The sequence below is a fragment of the Streptosporangium roseum DSM 43021 genome (assembly GCF_000024865.1).
In the GTDB taxonomy this organism is placed as follows: Bacteria; Actinomycetota; Actinomycetes; order Streptosporangiales; family Streptosporangiaceae; genus Streptosporangium; species Streptosporangium roseum.
On sequence record NC_013595.1, the window covers coordinates 2,291,329 to 2,307,309 of the forward strand.

Annotated in this window: 11 protein-coding genes and 1 riboswitch; of the genes, 6 read left to right on the forward strand and 5 right to left on the reverse strand. The window is 71.9% G+C overall.

Annotated features, from left to right (window positions below; translation table 11 throughout):
• Positions 1-149 precede the first annotated feature (149 nt).
• From dapB to SROS_RS10340, 6 genes are all read left to right on the forward strand, one after another.
• Entirely contained in the window at positions 150-887 is a 738-nt protein-coding gene (gene dapB, locus SROS_RS10315; protein WP_012888863.1) for a 4-hydroxy-tetrahydrodipicolinate reductase, read from the forward strand.
• A gap of 151 nt (positions 888-1,038) precedes the next feature.
• Positions 1,039-2,979 (forward strand): acyltransferase family protein, encoded by a 1,941-nt coding sequence (locus SROS_RS10320; RefSeq protein WP_012888864.1) that lies wholly within the window; start codon positions 1,039-1,041, stop codon positions 2,977-2,979.
• A gap of 71 nt (positions 2,980-3,050) precedes the next feature.
• Positions 3,051-3,560 (forward strand): GNAT family N-acetyltransferase, encoded by a 510-nt coding sequence (locus SROS_RS10325; protein ID WP_012888865.1) that lies wholly within the window; start codon positions 3,051-3,053, stop codon positions 3,558-3,560.
• 58 nt (positions 3,561-3,618) lie between these two features.
• A riboswitch (S-adenosyl-L-homocysteine riboswitch) is annotated at positions 3,619-3,708 on the forward strand.
• 14 nt (positions 3,709-3,722) lie between these two features.
• On the forward strand, positions 3,723-7,460 hold the full coding sequence (gene metH / locus SROS_RS10330; protein WP_012888866.1) for a methionine synthase: 3,738 nt from the start codon (positions 3,723-3,725) through the stop codon (positions 7,458-7,460).
• A gap of 226 nt (positions 7,461-7,686) precedes the next feature.
• Entirely contained in the window at positions 7,687-8,352 is a 666-nt protein-coding gene (gene tenA, locus SROS_RS10335; RefSeq protein ID WP_012888867.1) for a thiaminase II, read from the forward strand.
• Between the two features lie 20 nt (positions 8,353-8,372).
• Entirely contained in the window at positions 8,373-9,917 is a 1,545-nt protein-coding gene (locus tag SROS_RS10340) for a PucR family transcriptional regulator (RefSeq protein ID WP_012888868.1), read from the forward strand.
• 103 nt (positions 9,918-10,020) lie between these two features.
• Here SROS_RS10340 and SROS_RS10345 read toward each other — a convergent pair whose 3' ends face one another.
• The 5 genes from SROS_RS10345 to SROS_RS10365 all read right to left on the reverse strand — a co-directional run bounded on the left by SROS_RS10345 (position 10,021) and on the right by SROS_RS10365 (position 15,912).
• On the reverse strand, positions 10,021-11,022 hold the full coding sequence (locus SROS_RS10345; RefSeq protein ID WP_012888869.1) for an adenosine deaminase: 1,002 nt from the start codon (positions 11,020-11,022) through the stop codon (positions 10,021-10,023).
• A gap of 2 nt (positions 11,023-11,024) precedes the next feature.
• On the reverse strand, positions 11,025-12,773 hold the full coding sequence (locus tag SROS_RS10350) for an adenine deaminase C-terminal domain-containing protein (RefSeq protein ID WP_012888870.1): 1,749 nt from the start codon (positions 12,771-12,773) through the stop codon (positions 11,025-11,027).
• Between the two features lie 42 nt (positions 12,774-12,815).
• Positions 12,816-14,177: a purine-cytosine permease family protein gene (locus SROS_RS10355; RefSeq protein ID WP_012888871.1), complete on the reverse strand. Its 1,362-nt coding sequence runs from the start codon at positions 14,175-14,177 to the stop codon at positions 12,816-12,818.
• Positions 14,178-14,342: 165 nt separating this feature from the next.
• The gene (locus SROS_RS10360; RefSeq protein WP_012888872.1) at positions 14,343-15,221 is read right to left on the reverse strand and encodes a 1,4-dihydroxy-2-naphthoate polyprenyltransferase; all 879 of its coding nucleotides are present in this window, start codon (positions 15,219-15,221) and stop codon (positions 14,343-14,345) included.
• Between the two features lie 79 nt (positions 15,222-15,300).
• Positions 15,301-15,912: a GNAT family N-acetyltransferase gene (locus tag SROS_RS10365; protein WP_012888873.1), complete on the reverse strand. Its 612-nt coding sequence runs from the start codon at positions 15,910-15,912 to the stop codon at positions 15,301-15,303.
• Positions 15,913-15,981 lie beyond the last annotated feature (69 nt).

The following is a 15,981-nucleotide window of genomic DNA, read 5'->3' on the forward strand; positions in this document are numbered from 1 at the left end:
GGCCGTTCCGCTGTCCGGGCACCGCCCGCCGTCCGCCCGGCACGGCCCGCGGGGCCCGGCGGCGGCCCGCGGGGACGTGAGGTGCGGCCCGCGGGGCCAGGGCGCGGCCGGCGGGCTTCGGCGAGGTCGGACGGTATAGCCTTGGGGCCGTGATCAGGGTTGGAGTTCTCGGCGCCCGAGGGCGCGTCGGTATCGAAGTGTGCAAGGCCGTCGAGGCGGCGGACGACCTGGAGCTGGTCGCGGCCCTCGACAAGGACGACCCGATCGAGGGTCTCACCGGCTCCGAGGTGGTGGTCGACTTCACCCACCCCGACGTGGTCATGGGCAACCTCGAATGGTGCATCTCCCACGGCATCCACCCGGTGGTCGGCACCACCGGCTTCGACGCCGGGCGCCTGGCGACCGTCAGGGGCTGGCTGGACGACAACCCCGGCGTCAACGCGCTGATCGCGCCCAACTTCGGCATCGCGGCCGTGCTCATGATGCACTTCGCCCAGCAGGCCGCCCGCTACTTCGACTCCGTCGAGATCGTCGAGCTGCACCATCCGAACAAGGCCGACGCGCCCTCCGGCACCGCCCGCCGTACGGCGGAGCTGATCGCCGAGGCGCGGCGCAAGGCCGGGGCCGGGCCGATGCCCGACGCGACCAGCGCGGCGCTGGACGGGGCACGGGGCGCGGAGGTGGAAGGCGTTCACGTGCACTCGGTACGGCTGGCCGGGCTGATCGCCCACCAGGAGGTGCTCATGGGCGGTGACGGGGAGACCCTCACCATCCGCCACGACACCATGAGCCGTTCGTCGTTCACGCCGGGCGTGCTGCTGGGCGTGCGCCGGGTCGGGGAGGTCCCGGGGCTGACCGTCGGCCTGGAGCCCCTGCTCGACCTCTAGCCGGGCGCGATCGGCGGCGCTCCGGGTCCGAGTGGAGGGGTGCGGCGATCAGGGGTAGCCTGATCGCCGCTCAATGCCGAAAAGTCCGGCATTCGTCGCCGACGGTGTCTTCCGGGTCCGCGGCGCCCCTCGCCCAACATGGAGATACAGCGTGTCAGCTCCCGCGGACGTCCTCGTCGCCGACCCTCCGCCGGCGCGGGCGGGCACGCCGAGCGGGCGCCGCCCGGAGATCGAGGGCCTGCGGGCGGTCGCCGTCCTGCTGGTGGTGATCTACCACATCTGGCCGCGACGGGTCTCCGGCGGCGTCGACGTGTTCCTCATGCTCACCGGCTTCCTCATCACCGGTTCCCTGCTGCGCACGGTGGAGCGCCGGGGCCGGGTGGAGTTCGGGGCGTTCGCCGCGCGTCTGTCGAGGCGGCTGCTGCCTCCCGCCGCGCTGGTGCTGCTCGGGGTGCTGGGCGGGACGCTGCTGTGGCTCCCGCGGACCCGGTGGTACGACACGCTGCGCGAGGTGTTCGCCTCGGCGCTGTACTACGAGAACTGGAGCCTGGCGACCTCGGCGGTCGACTACCTGGCCGCCGGCTCGGCGGCCAGCCCGGTCCAGCACTTCTGGTCGCTGGCGATCCAGGGGCAGTTCTACCTCCTGTGGCCGCCGTTGCTGGCGCTGGTGGCCGTACGCCGCCGCTGGAGCCCCCGGATGGCGTTCCTCGGCGTGATGGGCCTGGTCTTCGCGGGCTCGCTCGCGTACTCGGTGCTGCGGACGGCGGCCGACCAGCGGTGGGCCTACTTCGACACCGGGGCCAGGCTGTGGGAGCTCGCCCTCGGCGGCATGCTCGCGGTCGCGTTGCCGTACCTGCGCCCGTCGCGCGCGGTCCGCGTCGCGCTGGGCTGGATCGGCCTGGCCGCGCTGGTCTCGTGCGGCCTGCTGCTCCAGGTCTCCACGGTCTTTCCGGGCTACGCGGCCCTGTGGCCGACCGGAGCCGGCGTGATGATCATCGTTGCCGGGGTGACGGGCAGCGCTTACGGCGCCGACCGGCTGCTCACCCTGCGCCCGCTGATGTATGTGGGGAAGATCTCCTACGCGCTGTACCTGTGGCACTGGCCGATCTTCGTCTTCTACCTCGCGGAGACCGGCCGTACGGCGGCGAGCGCCAAGGGCATCGCCCTCATCCTGGCCGTCTCGTTCACGCTCGCGGCCGTCACGACGTACCTGGCCGACCGGATGACGGCCCGCGGCACGGCGCGCTCGGCCGCGCTGGGCCTGGCGTGCCTGCTGCCGGTGCTGGCCACCGCCGCCGTGTGGACCGTCCGGCTGGAGGACCAGGCGGGGGAGAAGGGCGGCATCGTCCCCGCCCCGGCCATGGCCGCCCGCGACCGCCCGCAGACCTACGCCGACGGCTGCAACCAGGTCACGCAACGCGACGAGGTGCTGATGTGCCGGTACGGCGCCGCGGACCCGAGCCGCACCATCGCGCTCGTCGGCAACTCGCACGCCGCGCACTGGTTCCCGGCGCTGCACAGGATCGCCGACGCCAACGGCTGGCAGGTGGTGAACCTGACGAAGGGGGCGTGCGCGCTCTCCACCGACCCGCAGCGCTACCAGGGCAGGGCCTATCCGTCGTGCGACAGATGGCAGAAGGAGGTCATGGCGGAGCTCGGGCGGCTCAAGCCGGACCTCCTGGTCACCACCGCGACGATCTCCAGCCCCTTCGAGCGGGGGGAGACGCTCCCGGCCGGCTACGTCCGGCGGTGGCGGCAGCTCGGCGCGATGGGCATCCACGTGCTGGCGATCCGGGACACCCCGCGGATGTCCTTCGACCCCCCGGAGTGCGTCGAGGTCAAGGGGACGGAGGCGTGCGTGGACGACGAGCGGCACAGCCTCGCCGCGGTCTCACCGGCCGCCCGGCTCCGCCGGCCACCGGCCAACGTGACGTTCGCCGACTTCAACCACCTGCTGTGTCCCGCGGAACGCTGCCGCTCGGTCATCGGCGACCTGATGGTCTACTCCGACAAGGGGCACATCACCGCCACCTTCATGCGGAGCCTGGCCCCCGCCGTGGAGAAGGAGGTCCGGCGGGCGCTCGGCTCCTGAGGCGGCCGTGCGGGCCGGCCGCCCCGGGTCGTCCCGGTGGTCCGGGAGGAACCGCTGTACCATGCGGTCTCATGACAGACACCCGATCTTCGGCGCAGGCCGGGGTCCGCTGGGCCGAGGCCGGAGAGCTGGCCGGGCTGGCGGCGGTGGAGACCGCCGCGGACGGGGTGTTCGCGGCGGTGGGCATCACCTTTCCGCCGGGCACCACGATGATCGAGGAGACCGACGACCCGTCGCGGGTCCTGGTCGCCGGGACCCCGCCGGTCGGTTTCGCGATGATCGGCTGGGTGGACGGGCTGGTCCACCTCGACCAGCTCGCCGTCCACCCCGACCACGGGCGCAGGGGCGTCGGCGGGCGGCTGCTGGAGGCGGTCTGCGACCACGCGGCCTCGGCGGGGGTGGCCGCGGTGACGCTGACGACGTTCCGCGACGTGCCCTGGAACGGGCCGTGGTATGCCCAGCGGGGCTTCGGCGTGCTCGATCCGGCCGAGTGGGGCCCGGAGCTGGCCGCGCTGGTCGCCCACGAGCGGGAGCTGGGCATCGAGCTCGCGCCCCGCGTCGTGATGCGCCGGGCCCTGTGAGAGCCGCTCCCGGGGGCGTTTCTGGTGCCGTCATGGTCTTTCCGGTATCTTTGACTCTCAGGTCGAGAGGCGCTGCAACGGGTTCAGGCCCGCCACGCTCGGCCTTGATCCTCTCTCCTTGACCTTTCCTCAAGGGCGCCTCCCATAACGGGAGGTGGTCCGGTGGATACGTCTTTGAACCACGGCGACGAGCACGGGCAGGGTGCCGTACGGCACGCACCCGGCGCCGGTGACCCCGGTGCGCCGGGGGCGCACCCGGCAGAGGCGGCTGGCAGGACACAGGCACTCCGGGAGCTTCTGGACCAGCGGATCGTGGTGCTCGACGGTGCCTGGGGAACGATGCTGCAGGGCGCCGAGCTCACCGCGGCCGACTACCGCGGGGAGCGCTTCAAGGACCACCCGCGCGATGTGACCGGTGACCCGGACCTGCTGAACCTGACGCGGCCGGATGTCGTCCTCGACGTGCACCGGCAGTACCTGGCGGCGGGCGCGGACATCACCACGACGAACACCTTCACCGCGACGAGCATCGGCCAGGCCGACTACGGGCTGGAGTCGCTGGTGCGGGAGATGAACCTGCGGGGCGCCCAGCTGGCGCGCCAGGCCGCGGACGAGGCGGGCGGGCGTTTCGTCGCCGGCTCGATCGGGCCGTTGAACGTCACGCTCTCGCTGTCCCCGCGCGTGGAGGACCCGGCGTACCGGGCGGTGTCGTTCGACGAGGTCCGCGCCGCGTACGCCGAGCAGATCCAGGCACTGGCCGACGGCGGGGTCGACCTGCTGCTGATCGAGACGATCTTCGACACGCTCAACGCGAAGGCCGCGATCGCCGCCGCCCGCGACGTCGCCCCGCACCTGCCGCTGTGGATCTCGGTGACGATCGTCGACCTGAGCGGGCGCACGCTGTCGGGGCAGACCGTCGAGGCGTTCTGGAGCTCCATCGAGCACGCCGCTCCGCTGGTGGTCGGCGTGAACTGCTCGCTGGGCGCGGAGGAGATGCGTCCGCACGTGGCCGAGCTGTCACGGCTCGCCGGCGTCTACACCGCCTCCCATCCCAACGCCGGCCTGCCGAACGCGTTCGGCGGCTATGACCAGACCCCGGACGAGACCGCGCGGCTGCTCGGCGAGTTCGCCGGCTCGGGGATGGTCAACGTCGTCGGCGGGTGCTGCGGGACGACACCCGCGCACATCGCGCGGATCGCGGCCGAGGTGTCCGCCCTCCCGCCGCGCCCGATCCCGGCACCGCCGGCGCGCACCCGGTTCAGCGGTCTGGAGCCCTTCGAGATCGGCGCCGACACCGGGTTCGTCATGATCGGGGAGCGCACCAACGTCACCGGCTCGGCGCGCTTCCGGCGCCTGGTCGAGGGAGGCGACCACCAGGGCGCCGTCGACGTCGCGCTGGAGCAGGTCCGCGGCGGAGCCAACCTGCTCGACGTCAACATGGACGCCGACCTGCTCGACAGCGAGCAGGCCATGACCACGTTCCTGAACCTGATCGCGACCGAGCCGGAGGTCGCCCGCATCCCGGTCATGATCGACAGCTCGCGGTGGAGCGTGCTGGAGGCCGGCCTCAAGTGCGTGCAGGGCAGGGGCGTCGTCAACTCGATCAGCCTCAAGGAGGGCGAGGAGCCGTTCCTGGAGCAGGCGCGGCGCATCCGGGACTACGGCGCCGGCGTGGTCGTCATGGCCTTCGACGAGCAGGGGCAGGCCGACACCGTCGAGCGCAAGGTGGCGATCTGCGCCCGCGCCTACGACCTGCTCACGCAGCGGGCCGGGTTCCCCGCCGAGGACATCGTGTTCGACCCGAACGTGCTCGCGGTCGCCACCGGGATCGCCGAGCACAACGGCTACGCGAAGGCGTTCATCGACGCGCTGCCGCTGATCAAGCAGCGGTGCCCGGGAGCGCGGACCAGCGGCGGCATCTCCAACCTGTCGTTCTCCTTCCGCGGCAACGACGTCGTGCGCGAGGCGATGCACTCGGCGTTCCTCTTCCACGCCGTGCGCGCCGGACTGGACATGGGCATCGTCAACGCGGGGCAGCTCGCGGTCTACCAGGACATCCCCGCGGACCTGCTGGAGCTCGTCGAGGACGTGATCTTCGACCGGCGGGCCGACGCCACCGACCGGCTCGTCGCGTTCGCCGAGACGGTGAGCGGGTCCGGCACCCGCCGTACCGTGGACCTGTCCTGGCGCGACGCGCCGGTGGAGCAGCGCCTGGCGTACGCGCTCGTGCAGGGCATCGTCGACTTCATCGACGCCGACACCGAGGAAGCCCGGCAGCGGGCGGCCCGCCCCCTCGACGTGATCGAGGGACCGCTCATGGACGGCATGAAGATCGTGGGCGACCTGTTCGGCGCCGGGAAGATGTTCCTGCCGCAGGTGGTCAAGAGCGCGCGGGTGATGAAGCGCTCGGTCGCCTACCTGGAGCCCTACATGGAGGCCGAGAAGGAGCAGGCGCGGCTGGAGGGGCGCGTCGACGCCGGCCGCGGTCAGGGGAAGGTGGTGCTCGCGACCGTCAAGGGCGACGTGCACGACATCGGCAAGAACATCGTGGGCGTCGTGCTCGGCTGCAACAACTACCAGGTCATCGACCTCGGGGTGATGGTCCCCGCCGCCGTCGTCCTCGACACCGCGATCGCCGAGGGCGCCGACGCCGTCGGGCTCTCGGGGCTGATCACCCCGTCGCTGGACGAGATGGTCACCGTCGCCGCGGAGATGCAGCGCCGCGGGCTGAAGCTGCCCCTGCTGATCGGCGGGGCCACGACGTCGCGCCAGCACACCGCGGTCCGCATCGCCCCCGCCTACGACGGCACCACCGTGCATGTCCTCGACGCCTCCCGCGTCGTCGGCGTGGTCTCGGACCTGCTCCACGCGGACCGGGCCGAGAAGCTGGCCGTGAGCAACCGGGCCGAGCAGGAGCGCCTGCGCGAGCAGCACGCCACCCGGGAGCGGCGTCCCCTGCTGACCCTCGCGCAGGCCCGCGCGAACCGTGAGCAGGTCCCGTTCGACGACCTGCCGGTCCCCGACTTCACCGGCCTGCGCACGGTCCAGCCGGATCTGACCACCCTCCGCGGGATGATCGACTGGCAGTTCCTCTTCCTCGCCTGGGAACTGAAGGGCAAGTATCCGGCGATCCTCGACCAGCCGGTGGCCCGCGAGCTCTACGACGACGCGAACACCCTGCTCGACCAGATCATCGCGGAGGGCCACTTCCAGGCCCGGGGCGCCTACGGCTTCTGGCCCGCCCACTCCGAGGGCGACGACATCCTGATCGACGCCGGGCCGCCGGCCGCGGGCGGCCGCGGGATTCTCCGCCTGCCGATGTTGCGCCAGCAGACGGCCAAGCCCACGGGCCGGGCCAACCGGTGTCTCGCCGACTACGTGGCCCCGGCCGGAGACCACATCGGCGGGTTCGCCGTGGCCGTCCACGGCGCCGAGGACCTCGCCACCGCCTTCGAGGCCCGGCACGACGACTACCGGGCGATCATGGTGAAAGCCCTGGCCGACCGCCTCGCCGAGGCGTTCGCCGAGCACATCCACCTCCAGGCCCGGCGCGCCTGGTACGAGCCGGACGCCGACCCCCTGATCGAGGACCTGCACGCCGAGCGCTTCCGCGGCATCCGTCCCGCGCTCGGCTACCCCGCGAGCCCGGACCACAGCCAGAAGCAGGACCTGTTCGACCTGCTCGACGCCAAGCGGCTCGACATGGCCCTGACCGAGTCCTTCGCGATGACCCCCGCCGCCAGCGTCAGCGGGCTGCTCTTCGCCCACCCGGAGTCGCGCTACTTCACCGTGGGACGCCTCGGCAGGGACCAGATCGAGGACTACGCCCTCCGGCGCGGCCTCGGCCTTCCCGAAGTCGAGCGCTGGCTCCGTCCCAACCTCGCCTACGAGCCCGGCTGAGCCCCCGTACCCGGCGGGTGAGCCCCGTCCTCGCGGGTGACCCCCGTACCCGGCGGGTGACCCCCGTACTCGCGGGGTGAGTCCTCCGTACTCGCGGGTGCCCCCGGTACTCGCGGGTGCGTCCCCCGTGCTCGGGAGGAGGCCGGCCGTCCCGCTCCCGGAGCGGGACGGCCGGCGGGGGCGGCACCCGCCTCCCGCCTCCCGCGATGCCGGTAGCATCGCTGGCGTGAGCCGGTTCCGTGATGAGTTGTGGCAGGTCGTCGAGGGCGTCTATGCCGAGATCCTGGCTCACCCGTTTCTCACCGGGCTGACCGACGGGACGTTGCCGCGCGAGGTCTTCCGATACTTCGTGGTGCAGGAGACGCACTTCCTGCCCGACTACGCGCGGGCGCTGGCGGCCTGCGGGGTGAAGGCGGCGGATCCGGCCGCGGTGCAGCGGTTCGCCGGGGACGCGGCGCGCACGGTCGAGGTGGAGCACAGTCTCCATGTGGAGCTGCTGGCCGCTTTCGGCATGGACGAGGGCGACGCGCGCGGCGAGGGCGCCGCCCCCACCACCGTCGGCTACGGCTCCTACCTGCTACGCGCCTGCCACCTGGGCACCTTTCCCGAGGCGCTGGGCGCGATCGTGCCCTGTTACTGGATCTACGCGAGGGTCGGCGAGGAGCTGCTGAAGCAGTCGTCGCCCGACCCGCTCTACGCCTGGTGGATCGAGACCTACGGCAACGAGCCCTACCAGGAGACCGTCGCCGGGGTGCTGGACCTGCTCGACGAGGTCGCCGCGACGCTGCCCGAGGCCGACCGCGCGAAGCTGTGCGAGCACGCGCTGACCACCGCGCGCTACGAGTGGCTGTTCTGGGACGCCGCGTGGCGGCGGGAGTCCTGGCCGGTCTGAGCCGCGGCTAACCTACAGATATGCGCCTGCGGGACCTGTGCCAGGCCGACCACCTGGGGTTGAAGGTGCTCAGCGGTCACGATCTGCTCGATCGCCGGGTCCGTGGCGTCGCCACCACCGACCTGATCGAGCCGGGCCGCTTCCTCAAGGCCGGCGAGCTCGTCCTCACCGAGCTGACCTGGCACGACGGTCCCGAGTCCGCCAGACGTTTCGTGGCCGCGCTGGTCGAGGCCAAGGTCGCCGCGCTCTGCTCCGGCACCGCGCTCAAGGTCCCGCCCGCCGACCTCATCGACGCCTGCGCCGACGCCGGGCTGCCCATGCTCGCGCTCGGCGTGGAGGTCTCCTTCAGCGCGCTCACCGAGTACGTGCTGCGCGCCCTGATCGACGAGTTCGGCTCCGCCCCGAGCCGGCCGTACGGCTCCCGCAGGAGGCTGGCCAGCACCCTCGTGGACGGCGGCAGCCTGAGCAAGGTCGTCACCGCGGTGGCGGGGGAGCTGGACGTGCCCTGCTGGGTGGTGTCGGCGACGGGCCGGGCCGTCGTGGGCTCGCAGCCGCTGCCCGAGGGGGCCGGTGAGCGGCTGGCGCACGCGTTCCTGTCCGCGCGGTTCCTCCCCGGTACGGCGGTGCGGGCCGACGGCACCGTGCTGTCGGTCTTCCCGGTCAGCAAGGGGGCGCCGCACCGGATCGCCAACTGGTTCCTGGCCTACGCCGGGGAGCAGGTGCGGGCGGGCGGCGAGCACGAGGACCTGATCGTGGAGCTGGCCGCGCTGGTGGCCCTGGAGCGCTCCCGGCTGGAGGCGGCGCAGCGGATCGAACGGCGGGTGCTGGACCAGCTCCTGGGGCTGCTCACCTCCGGGGACGCCAACCTGCCGGGCGTGGTCTCCCGGCTGCACACCCTGCACATCGAGACCGAGGACGGCCTGCTGGCGGTGGCGCTCGCGGTCGAGGGGACCGATCGGGCGGACGAGGTGGGCGTCGCCGTGCTCGACGAGCTGCTGCGCCCGCTGGCGCCGGGGGTCGCGACGGCGGTGGGCGGGGAGGCGGTCGCGCTGGTCCCGCTGGCGGGCAACAGCGCCGCCGAGCTGACCTCCCACATGCTGGCCGGGGCGGCCACGCTGGAGGCCGGGCTGGGCGATGCCCGGATCACGATCGGCGTCAGCAGCGTCACGACGGGACCTGCCGCGCTGAGCAGCCTGATCGAGGAGGCCAGGCACGCCCGCACGCTGGCCGAGCTGGGCGAGGGCCGGGTGTCGGCGATCACCGGTGACGACGTCAGCTCCCACCGCTCACTGATCGCCGCGATCCCGGGAGAGCTGCGTCGCTCGTTCCGGACGCGGCTGCTGGGGCGGCTGGAGGAATACGACGCCGCGCACCAGACGGAGCTGGTCGAGACGCTGGAGACGTTCCTGGAGGAGTCGGGGTCCTGGGCCGCGACCGCCGACCGGCTCCATGTCCACGTCAACACGTTGCGCTACCGGGTGAAGCGGATCGAGGAGCTGACCGGCAGGTCGCTCAACGCCCTGGACGAGCGGGTCGACTTCCTGCTGGCGCTCAGGATGCGTTAGACGATCCCCGGGGCCGGGGCCGGGGCAGGGGCCGGGGCAGGGCGGTGCGCTCCCGGCGGCTCCGGCCCGGGGCGCGCCGCCGGGGATGCGGTGTCACGGGCGGTCAGCCGGCGGCGTAGGCGTCCAGCTCGGCGAGGTAGGCGTCCTTCAGGTGGCGGGGGAGCCAGGTGATCTCGAAGGCGTTCCTCTCCAGCTGGACGAGGTCCTCCCGGGAGAGCTGGAGCGCGTCGGCGAGGGCGACCAGGTTCTCCTGGACGTAGCCGGTGAAGTAGGCCGGGTCGTCGGAGTTGACCGTGACGCGCAGGCCGAGGTCGAGCATGCGGCGGATGGCGTCGGCCTTCATCGAGTCGGTCACGTAGCCGTTGGAGATCGGGCACACGGTCAGACCCAGCCCCTTCTCGCGGATCGCCTCGACGAGCGAGGGGTCCTCCAGGGCGTTGACGCCGTGGTCGATGCGGTTGACGCCGATCTCCTCGATGGCCTGGCGGATGTGCTCGGTGGAGTTCTCCTGGTCGACGTCGCAGTGCATCGTCAGCAGGTAGCCCTCCTGCCGGGCCCGCTCGTAGACGGCCTTGAACTTGACCGGCGGGTTGCCCTTCTCGTCCGAGTCGAGGCCGACGCCGACGATCCACTCGCGGTAGGGCAGGGACTCCAGCAGCGTAGCCATGGCGTACTCCGCCTGGAAGTCGCGCAGGAAGCACATGATGAGCTGCGCCCTGATCCCGAGCTGGTTCTCCGCGTCGATCAGCGCCCGGCGCAGGCCGCGGATGACGAGGTCGAACGGCACGCCGCGTGAGGTGTGGGCCTGCGGGTCGAAGAAGATCTCCGCGTAGCGGACGTTCTGCGAGGCGGCCTTGCGCAGGTAGGCCATCGCCAGGTCGTAGAAGTCGGGCTCGGTGCGGAGCACGTCCATGCCCTCGTAGTAGATCTTCAGGAACGAGGGGAGGTCGTCGAAGGAGTAGGCCGCCCGGATCTCCTCGACGGAGGCGTAGGGCAGGTCGATGCCGTTGCGTCCGGCGAGCTCGAACTTGAGCTCCGGTTCCAGGGTGCCCTCGATGTGCAGGTGGAGCTCACACTTGGGCAGGCCCCCGATGAAATCCGTCATTGTCAGCTCCAGGAGAGAATCGGGTCGATGACCTCAAGTTTGACGCAGTCGACCAGGCCCAGGTCGGTGATGGCGTAGTCGGGGATCGCGGTGATCGACAGGAAGAACAGATACATCAGCGGGGAGGGCAGCGCGCAGCCCAGCTCGCGGGCCAGGTCGTCCAGGTGGCTCTCGGCCTCGGCCATCTCCCCGGCCGGCAGGTCGGAGACGATGCCGCCGACCGGCAGCGGCAGGAGCCGGAGGACCTCGCCGTCCACGACGACGACCTGGCCGCCGCCGGCCCGCACGACCTCGTTGACGGCCAGGGCCATGTCCGAGCGGGAGGCGCCGACGCAGATGATGTTGTTGTCGTCCGGCGCGGCGCTGGTCGCGATCGCGCCCCTGGTGATGCCGAAGCCGTTGACCAGGGCGACCGGCCTGTTGGAGGTCTTGCCGTACCGCTCGACGACCGTGATGTAGAGCGCGTCCTGCTCCACGGACGGCTCCACGATCCCGCCGGTGACCGGGAGCGTGACGTCGTGCCGCTTGCGGACGAAGACCTGCTCCGGGGACATCCTCATCGACAGCGCGGTGACCGTGGCGGCGCCCTCGGGGGCGCGGAGCACGATGTCGTCGGCGGTCAGCTCGGGGACGGGGAAGGCCCGGACCTCGCCCCGGGAGGGCGGCACGGAGGGGGTGATCATCGCGCTGTCCCTGGCGACCAGCGCGCCGCCGGCCACGACCTCGCGCACCCGGAAGTCCGTCAGGTCGTCCACGATCAGCACGTCGGCGAACCGGCCGGGGGCGATGCTGCCGACCAGGTGGTCGATCCGGTACATCTCGGCGCAGTTGACGGTGGCCATCTGGATGGCGGTCACCGGGTCCACGCCGGCCTTGACCGCCATCCGGACCAGCTTGTCCATGTGGCCCCCGGCGAGCACGTCGGCGGCGTGCACGTCGTCGGTGCAGAAGGCCACCCGGCGCGCGCCGACCTGGGAGACGACCTTGATGTTCTCCTCCAGGAAGTGGGCGACGCTCGACTCGCGCACGATGGCGTAGATGCCCCGGCGGAGCTTCTCCAGCGTCTCCTCGGCGGAGTAGGACTCGTGGTCCAGGCGGATCCCGGCCGCGGCCAGGCCGCTGATGCGGCGCGGATCCGACAGCGGGGCGCAGCCGAAGACCGGCAGCCGGTGCTTGGCGGCCAGGTCGAGCGCCTCCATGACGGCCTCGTCGCCGTGCTCGACGAACTCCTGGACGGTCTCCCAGATGCCGACGCACTCGGGCCACTCGTGCGCCCGCAGGTGCTCGGCCGGGCCGAAGGTGTGCCCGACGGTCGACTCGGGGACCGTGTAGGGGGCCTTGGCGGGCGCGCCCCACCAGACGCGCATGCCGGTCCGGGCGGCCTCGTCCAGGAAGCCCCGGACGCCGGGCAGGCCGTCCACCACGAGGATCTGGTCCAGGCCGGAGACGACGCTGGTGGTGCCGTAGGGGACGACCAGGTCGGCGAAGCTCGTCACGGAGAGCTTGCTGCACTCGATGTGCAGGTGGCCGTCGATCAGACCGGGGACGAGGTAGCCGCCTCCGGCGTCGATGACCTCCGTCTCCGGTCCCCGGGGCAGGTCCGGGCCGACGACGGCGATGCGGGTGCCGCTGATGCCGATCTCGGCGGGGTAGGTCTCGCCGGTCAGCACGTTGACGAGGGTGCCGTTGGTGATGATCGTGTCGGCGGGACGCCGTCCGTAGGCGACGTCGAGCAGGATGCGGTCGACCATTTTCGCGGTGGTGCCTTTCGGGTCGGGGCGTGCGGCTCGGGGTCAGGCGGGGACGGGGACGGGGACGGGGCGGCGGTCGAGTGCGACGTACACCAGGCCCGCCACCAGGAAGCCCGCGAAGATGCTGAAGTCGGAGCCGCCGGTGATCTCGGAGAGCGGCCCGGTGAAGGCCGTGGAGTTGATCCAGAGCGCTGCCGCGATCATGCCCGCGACCTGCGCGATGATGCCGGTCCAGCGGATGCCGCCGCTGCCGTGGTACGGTCCGCCGTCGGAGAACAGGCCCTCGGCGTCGTAGCGGCCCCTGCGCCGCAGCCAGTCGGTCAGGTAGATGCCCGCCCAGGGGGCCAGCCAGAGGATCAGCAGGCCGAGGAAGGTGTTGAGCATGGTGTTGAAGGAGTCGGAGAACACCGCCACGCAGGTGATCGCGACACAGATCACCAGGTCGAGCACGACCGCGACGGACCGGCTCAGCTTGATCCCGGAGGCCTGCAGGTTCAGGCCGGAGGAGTAGAGGTCGGTGGTGTTGACCGCGAACAGCGTGACGATCGCCAGCAGCAGGTAGGGCACCACGAACCAGGACGGCAGCGCGCCGGGCAGGCCGGAGATGGGGTCACTCGCGTCCTTGACCACGGTCGCGACGGCCGCGCCGAGCGTCATCAGCAGGATGTACGGCACGAGCCCGCCGAACATCGCGTAGCCGAAGACGGCCTTCTTGCTGGAGCTCGCCGGCAGGTAGCGCGAGTAGTCGCTGCCCAGCGGCGCCCATGACAGCCCGCCGGCCGACATCACCAGCGCCACGGCGATGGTGAACGTGGCGAAGTCGGCGCCGCCGGAGGAGGCGACCTGCACCTTCGGCCCGATGAGTACGCCCATGACGGCGAACATCGCGACGAACACCCAGGTGAAGTACTTCTGCGCCTTCATGACGGCGGCGTGCCCGATCAGCGGCAGCACGAGCTGGATCAGTGCCGCGACGACGATCACGGCGATCTTCAGCCCGGCGCTCTGGCCGGTGACGCCGGCCTGGTCGAGCAGGGCCAGCGAGGCGAAGGTGATCAGCACCATGCCGCCGGCCTCGAAGCCGACCATGTTGATCCAGCCGAAGAAGCTGAGCACCCGGGCGCCCTTGGGGCCGAACGCGGCCCGGGAGACCGCCATGGTGGAGGTGCCGACCGCCGGGCCCTGCAGGCTGGTCAGGCCGACCAGCGGGAAGGCCAGCAGGTTGCCGATGACGATGGCCAGGACGGCCTGCGGGAAGCTCAGCCCCAGGGAGACGACGACCGTGCCGTAGACCAGGGTGAAGATGCCGAGCGTGGTGCCGCTCCAGAGAAAGAGCAGATCACGCGGCCGGCCGTACCTCTCCGACGGCGAGACCAGCTCGATCCCGCGTTGCTCGACGGCCACGAAGCCTCCAACTTTGTCATGGAACATTCACGTTCAGTGAACCAAAGGGGAGGAGGTGACCGTGTTGTCGAAGAGCACGAGTCTGGGAGACGCCGCCTGTAGCCGTCTCCAAGGTGATCGTTCTGCCGGACCCGCGGGGCCGGCGCCGCGGGCGCGCGGCCGGGGTCAGAGGGCCTGCAGCGCCAGGCCGACGGTGAACAGCAGGCCGTAGACGAGCTGGAAGCGGCCGGTCTGCTGGAGCGTGGCGATCAGGGCGGGGCCGGTGGCGCCCCGCCTGACGGCCTTCACCGGGCCGATCGCGAGCGGCGTGGCGAGCACGGCCAGCGCCGCGAACGGCTGCCACGGCGTCAGGGCCACCGCGATGACCAGGGGGAGTACCAGGCAGAGGGTGTAGAGGGTGCGGGTGCGGGTGTCGCCGAGCACCACGGCCATGGTGCGCTTGCCGGCCGGGCGGTCGGTGACGATGTCGCGCAGGTTGTTGACCACCAGCATCGCGCAGGCCAGCAGGCCCACCGGGACCGAGGCCGCCAGTGCCGTCCAGGGCAGCCATTCGAGCTGCACGAATGTGGTGCCCGCCACCGCGACCAGGCCGAAGAACACGAACACCGAGATCTCGCCGAGCGCGCGGTAGCCGTAGGGCCTGGAGCCGCCGGTGTAGAACCAGGCGGCCGCGATCGACACCGCGCCGACCAGCAGCAGCCACCACGCGCCGGTGGCGACGACCAGGACCAGCCCCGCCGCCGCGGCGGCCAGGAAGCAGCCCAGGGCGGCGGCGAGGACCTCGCGAGGCGCCGCCGCCCCCGAACCGACCAGGCGCATCGGGCCGACCCGCTCGTCGTCGGTGCCGCGCACGCCGTCGCTGTAGTCGTTGGCGTAGTTCACGCCCACCTGCAGCGCGAGCGCCACGAACAGGGCGAGCAGGGCACGCCACCAGACCGCTCCGCCGTACCCGATCGCGACACCGGTGCCGACGGCGACGGGGACGACGGCGGCGGGAAGGGTGCGCGGACGGGCTCCGGCGATCCACTGGCTCGGGGTGGCCATGGTGTTGCGGGTTTCCTCTCGGACGTTTGCTGCCGCGGGAGCGGGCCGGTGACGGTGGTCCCGGCCGGTGCCCGCGGCTCTAGCTGATGTCGGTGGCCAGCCGGACCATCCGCACCGGCCGGCCCATGTTGAGGACGCGCTCGGCTCCGTCCTCGCCCCAACCGGCCGATTCCAGGAATCCGAGCGGACCGTGGTTGTCGGCGAAGACCCACGTCACGATGGTGTGGTAGCCGTCGTCACGGAGGTAGTCGACCGTCGCGTTGAGCAGGCGGCTGCCGTGTCCGCGCCGGACGTGGTCGGGATCCACCAGGAAGGTGAGCATCTCGGCCGTGGTGGTCGGGTCCAGGTCGGGATCCTCCGCCGGGGCGTGCGAGGCGAGGCCCACCACGCGCTCGGCGCCGCGCATCGCGGCGGCGGCCTCGATGCCGCCGGGACCGAGAGCGGGGAACGCGTCGGTGTCGAGGACGACCTGCTCCACCGCGACCAGCACCCGGTGCCGCGAGGACGGCGGAGTGATGATCGCCTCGTCCCACTGGCGCCGCCACATCTCCTCGGCGGCGGGACCGGTCATCTGCTCCAGCGGTCCCTCGGGAAGGAAATCCCGGTAACCGTATTTCCAGGCGCGGATCTGGGTGCTCGTCACCGCGGCGACATCATCGTGCCGAGCCGCCCGCACGCCTACGTCTGCCATCTCGGCCCGCTCCTTCTCTGCCGTCTGCCGTCGCCTCAGGAAGCACTGTCTCGCGGGTCTCGTGCCACG

Bases quoted from the DNA above. Each gene is read 5' to 3' on its own strand.
- SROS_RS10325 (WP_012888865.1), top strand. From the start codon at position 3,051: ATGACAGACACCCGATCTTCGGCGCAGGCCGGGGTCCGCTGGGCCGAG.
- SROS_RS10340 (WP_012888868.1), top strand. From the start codon at position 8,373: ATGCGCCTGCGGGACCTGTGCCAGGCCGACCACCTGGGGTTGAAGGTG.
- SROS_RS10345 (WP_012888869.1), bottom strand. From the start codon at position 11,022: ATGACGGATTTCATCGGGGGCCTGCCCAAGTGTGAGCTCCACCTGCAC.
- SROS_RS10350 (WP_012888870.1), bottom strand. From the start codon at position 12,773: ATGGTCGACCGCATCCTGCTCGACGTCGCCTACGGACGGCGTCCCGCC.
- SROS_RS10360 (WP_012888872.1), bottom strand. From the start codon at position 15,221: ATGGCCACCCCGAGCCAGTGGATCGCCGGAGCCCGTCCGCGCACCCTT.
- SROS_RS10365 (WP_012888873.1), bottom strand. From the start codon at position 15,912: ATGGCAGACGTAGGCGTGCGGGCGGCTCGGCACGATGATGTCGCCGCG.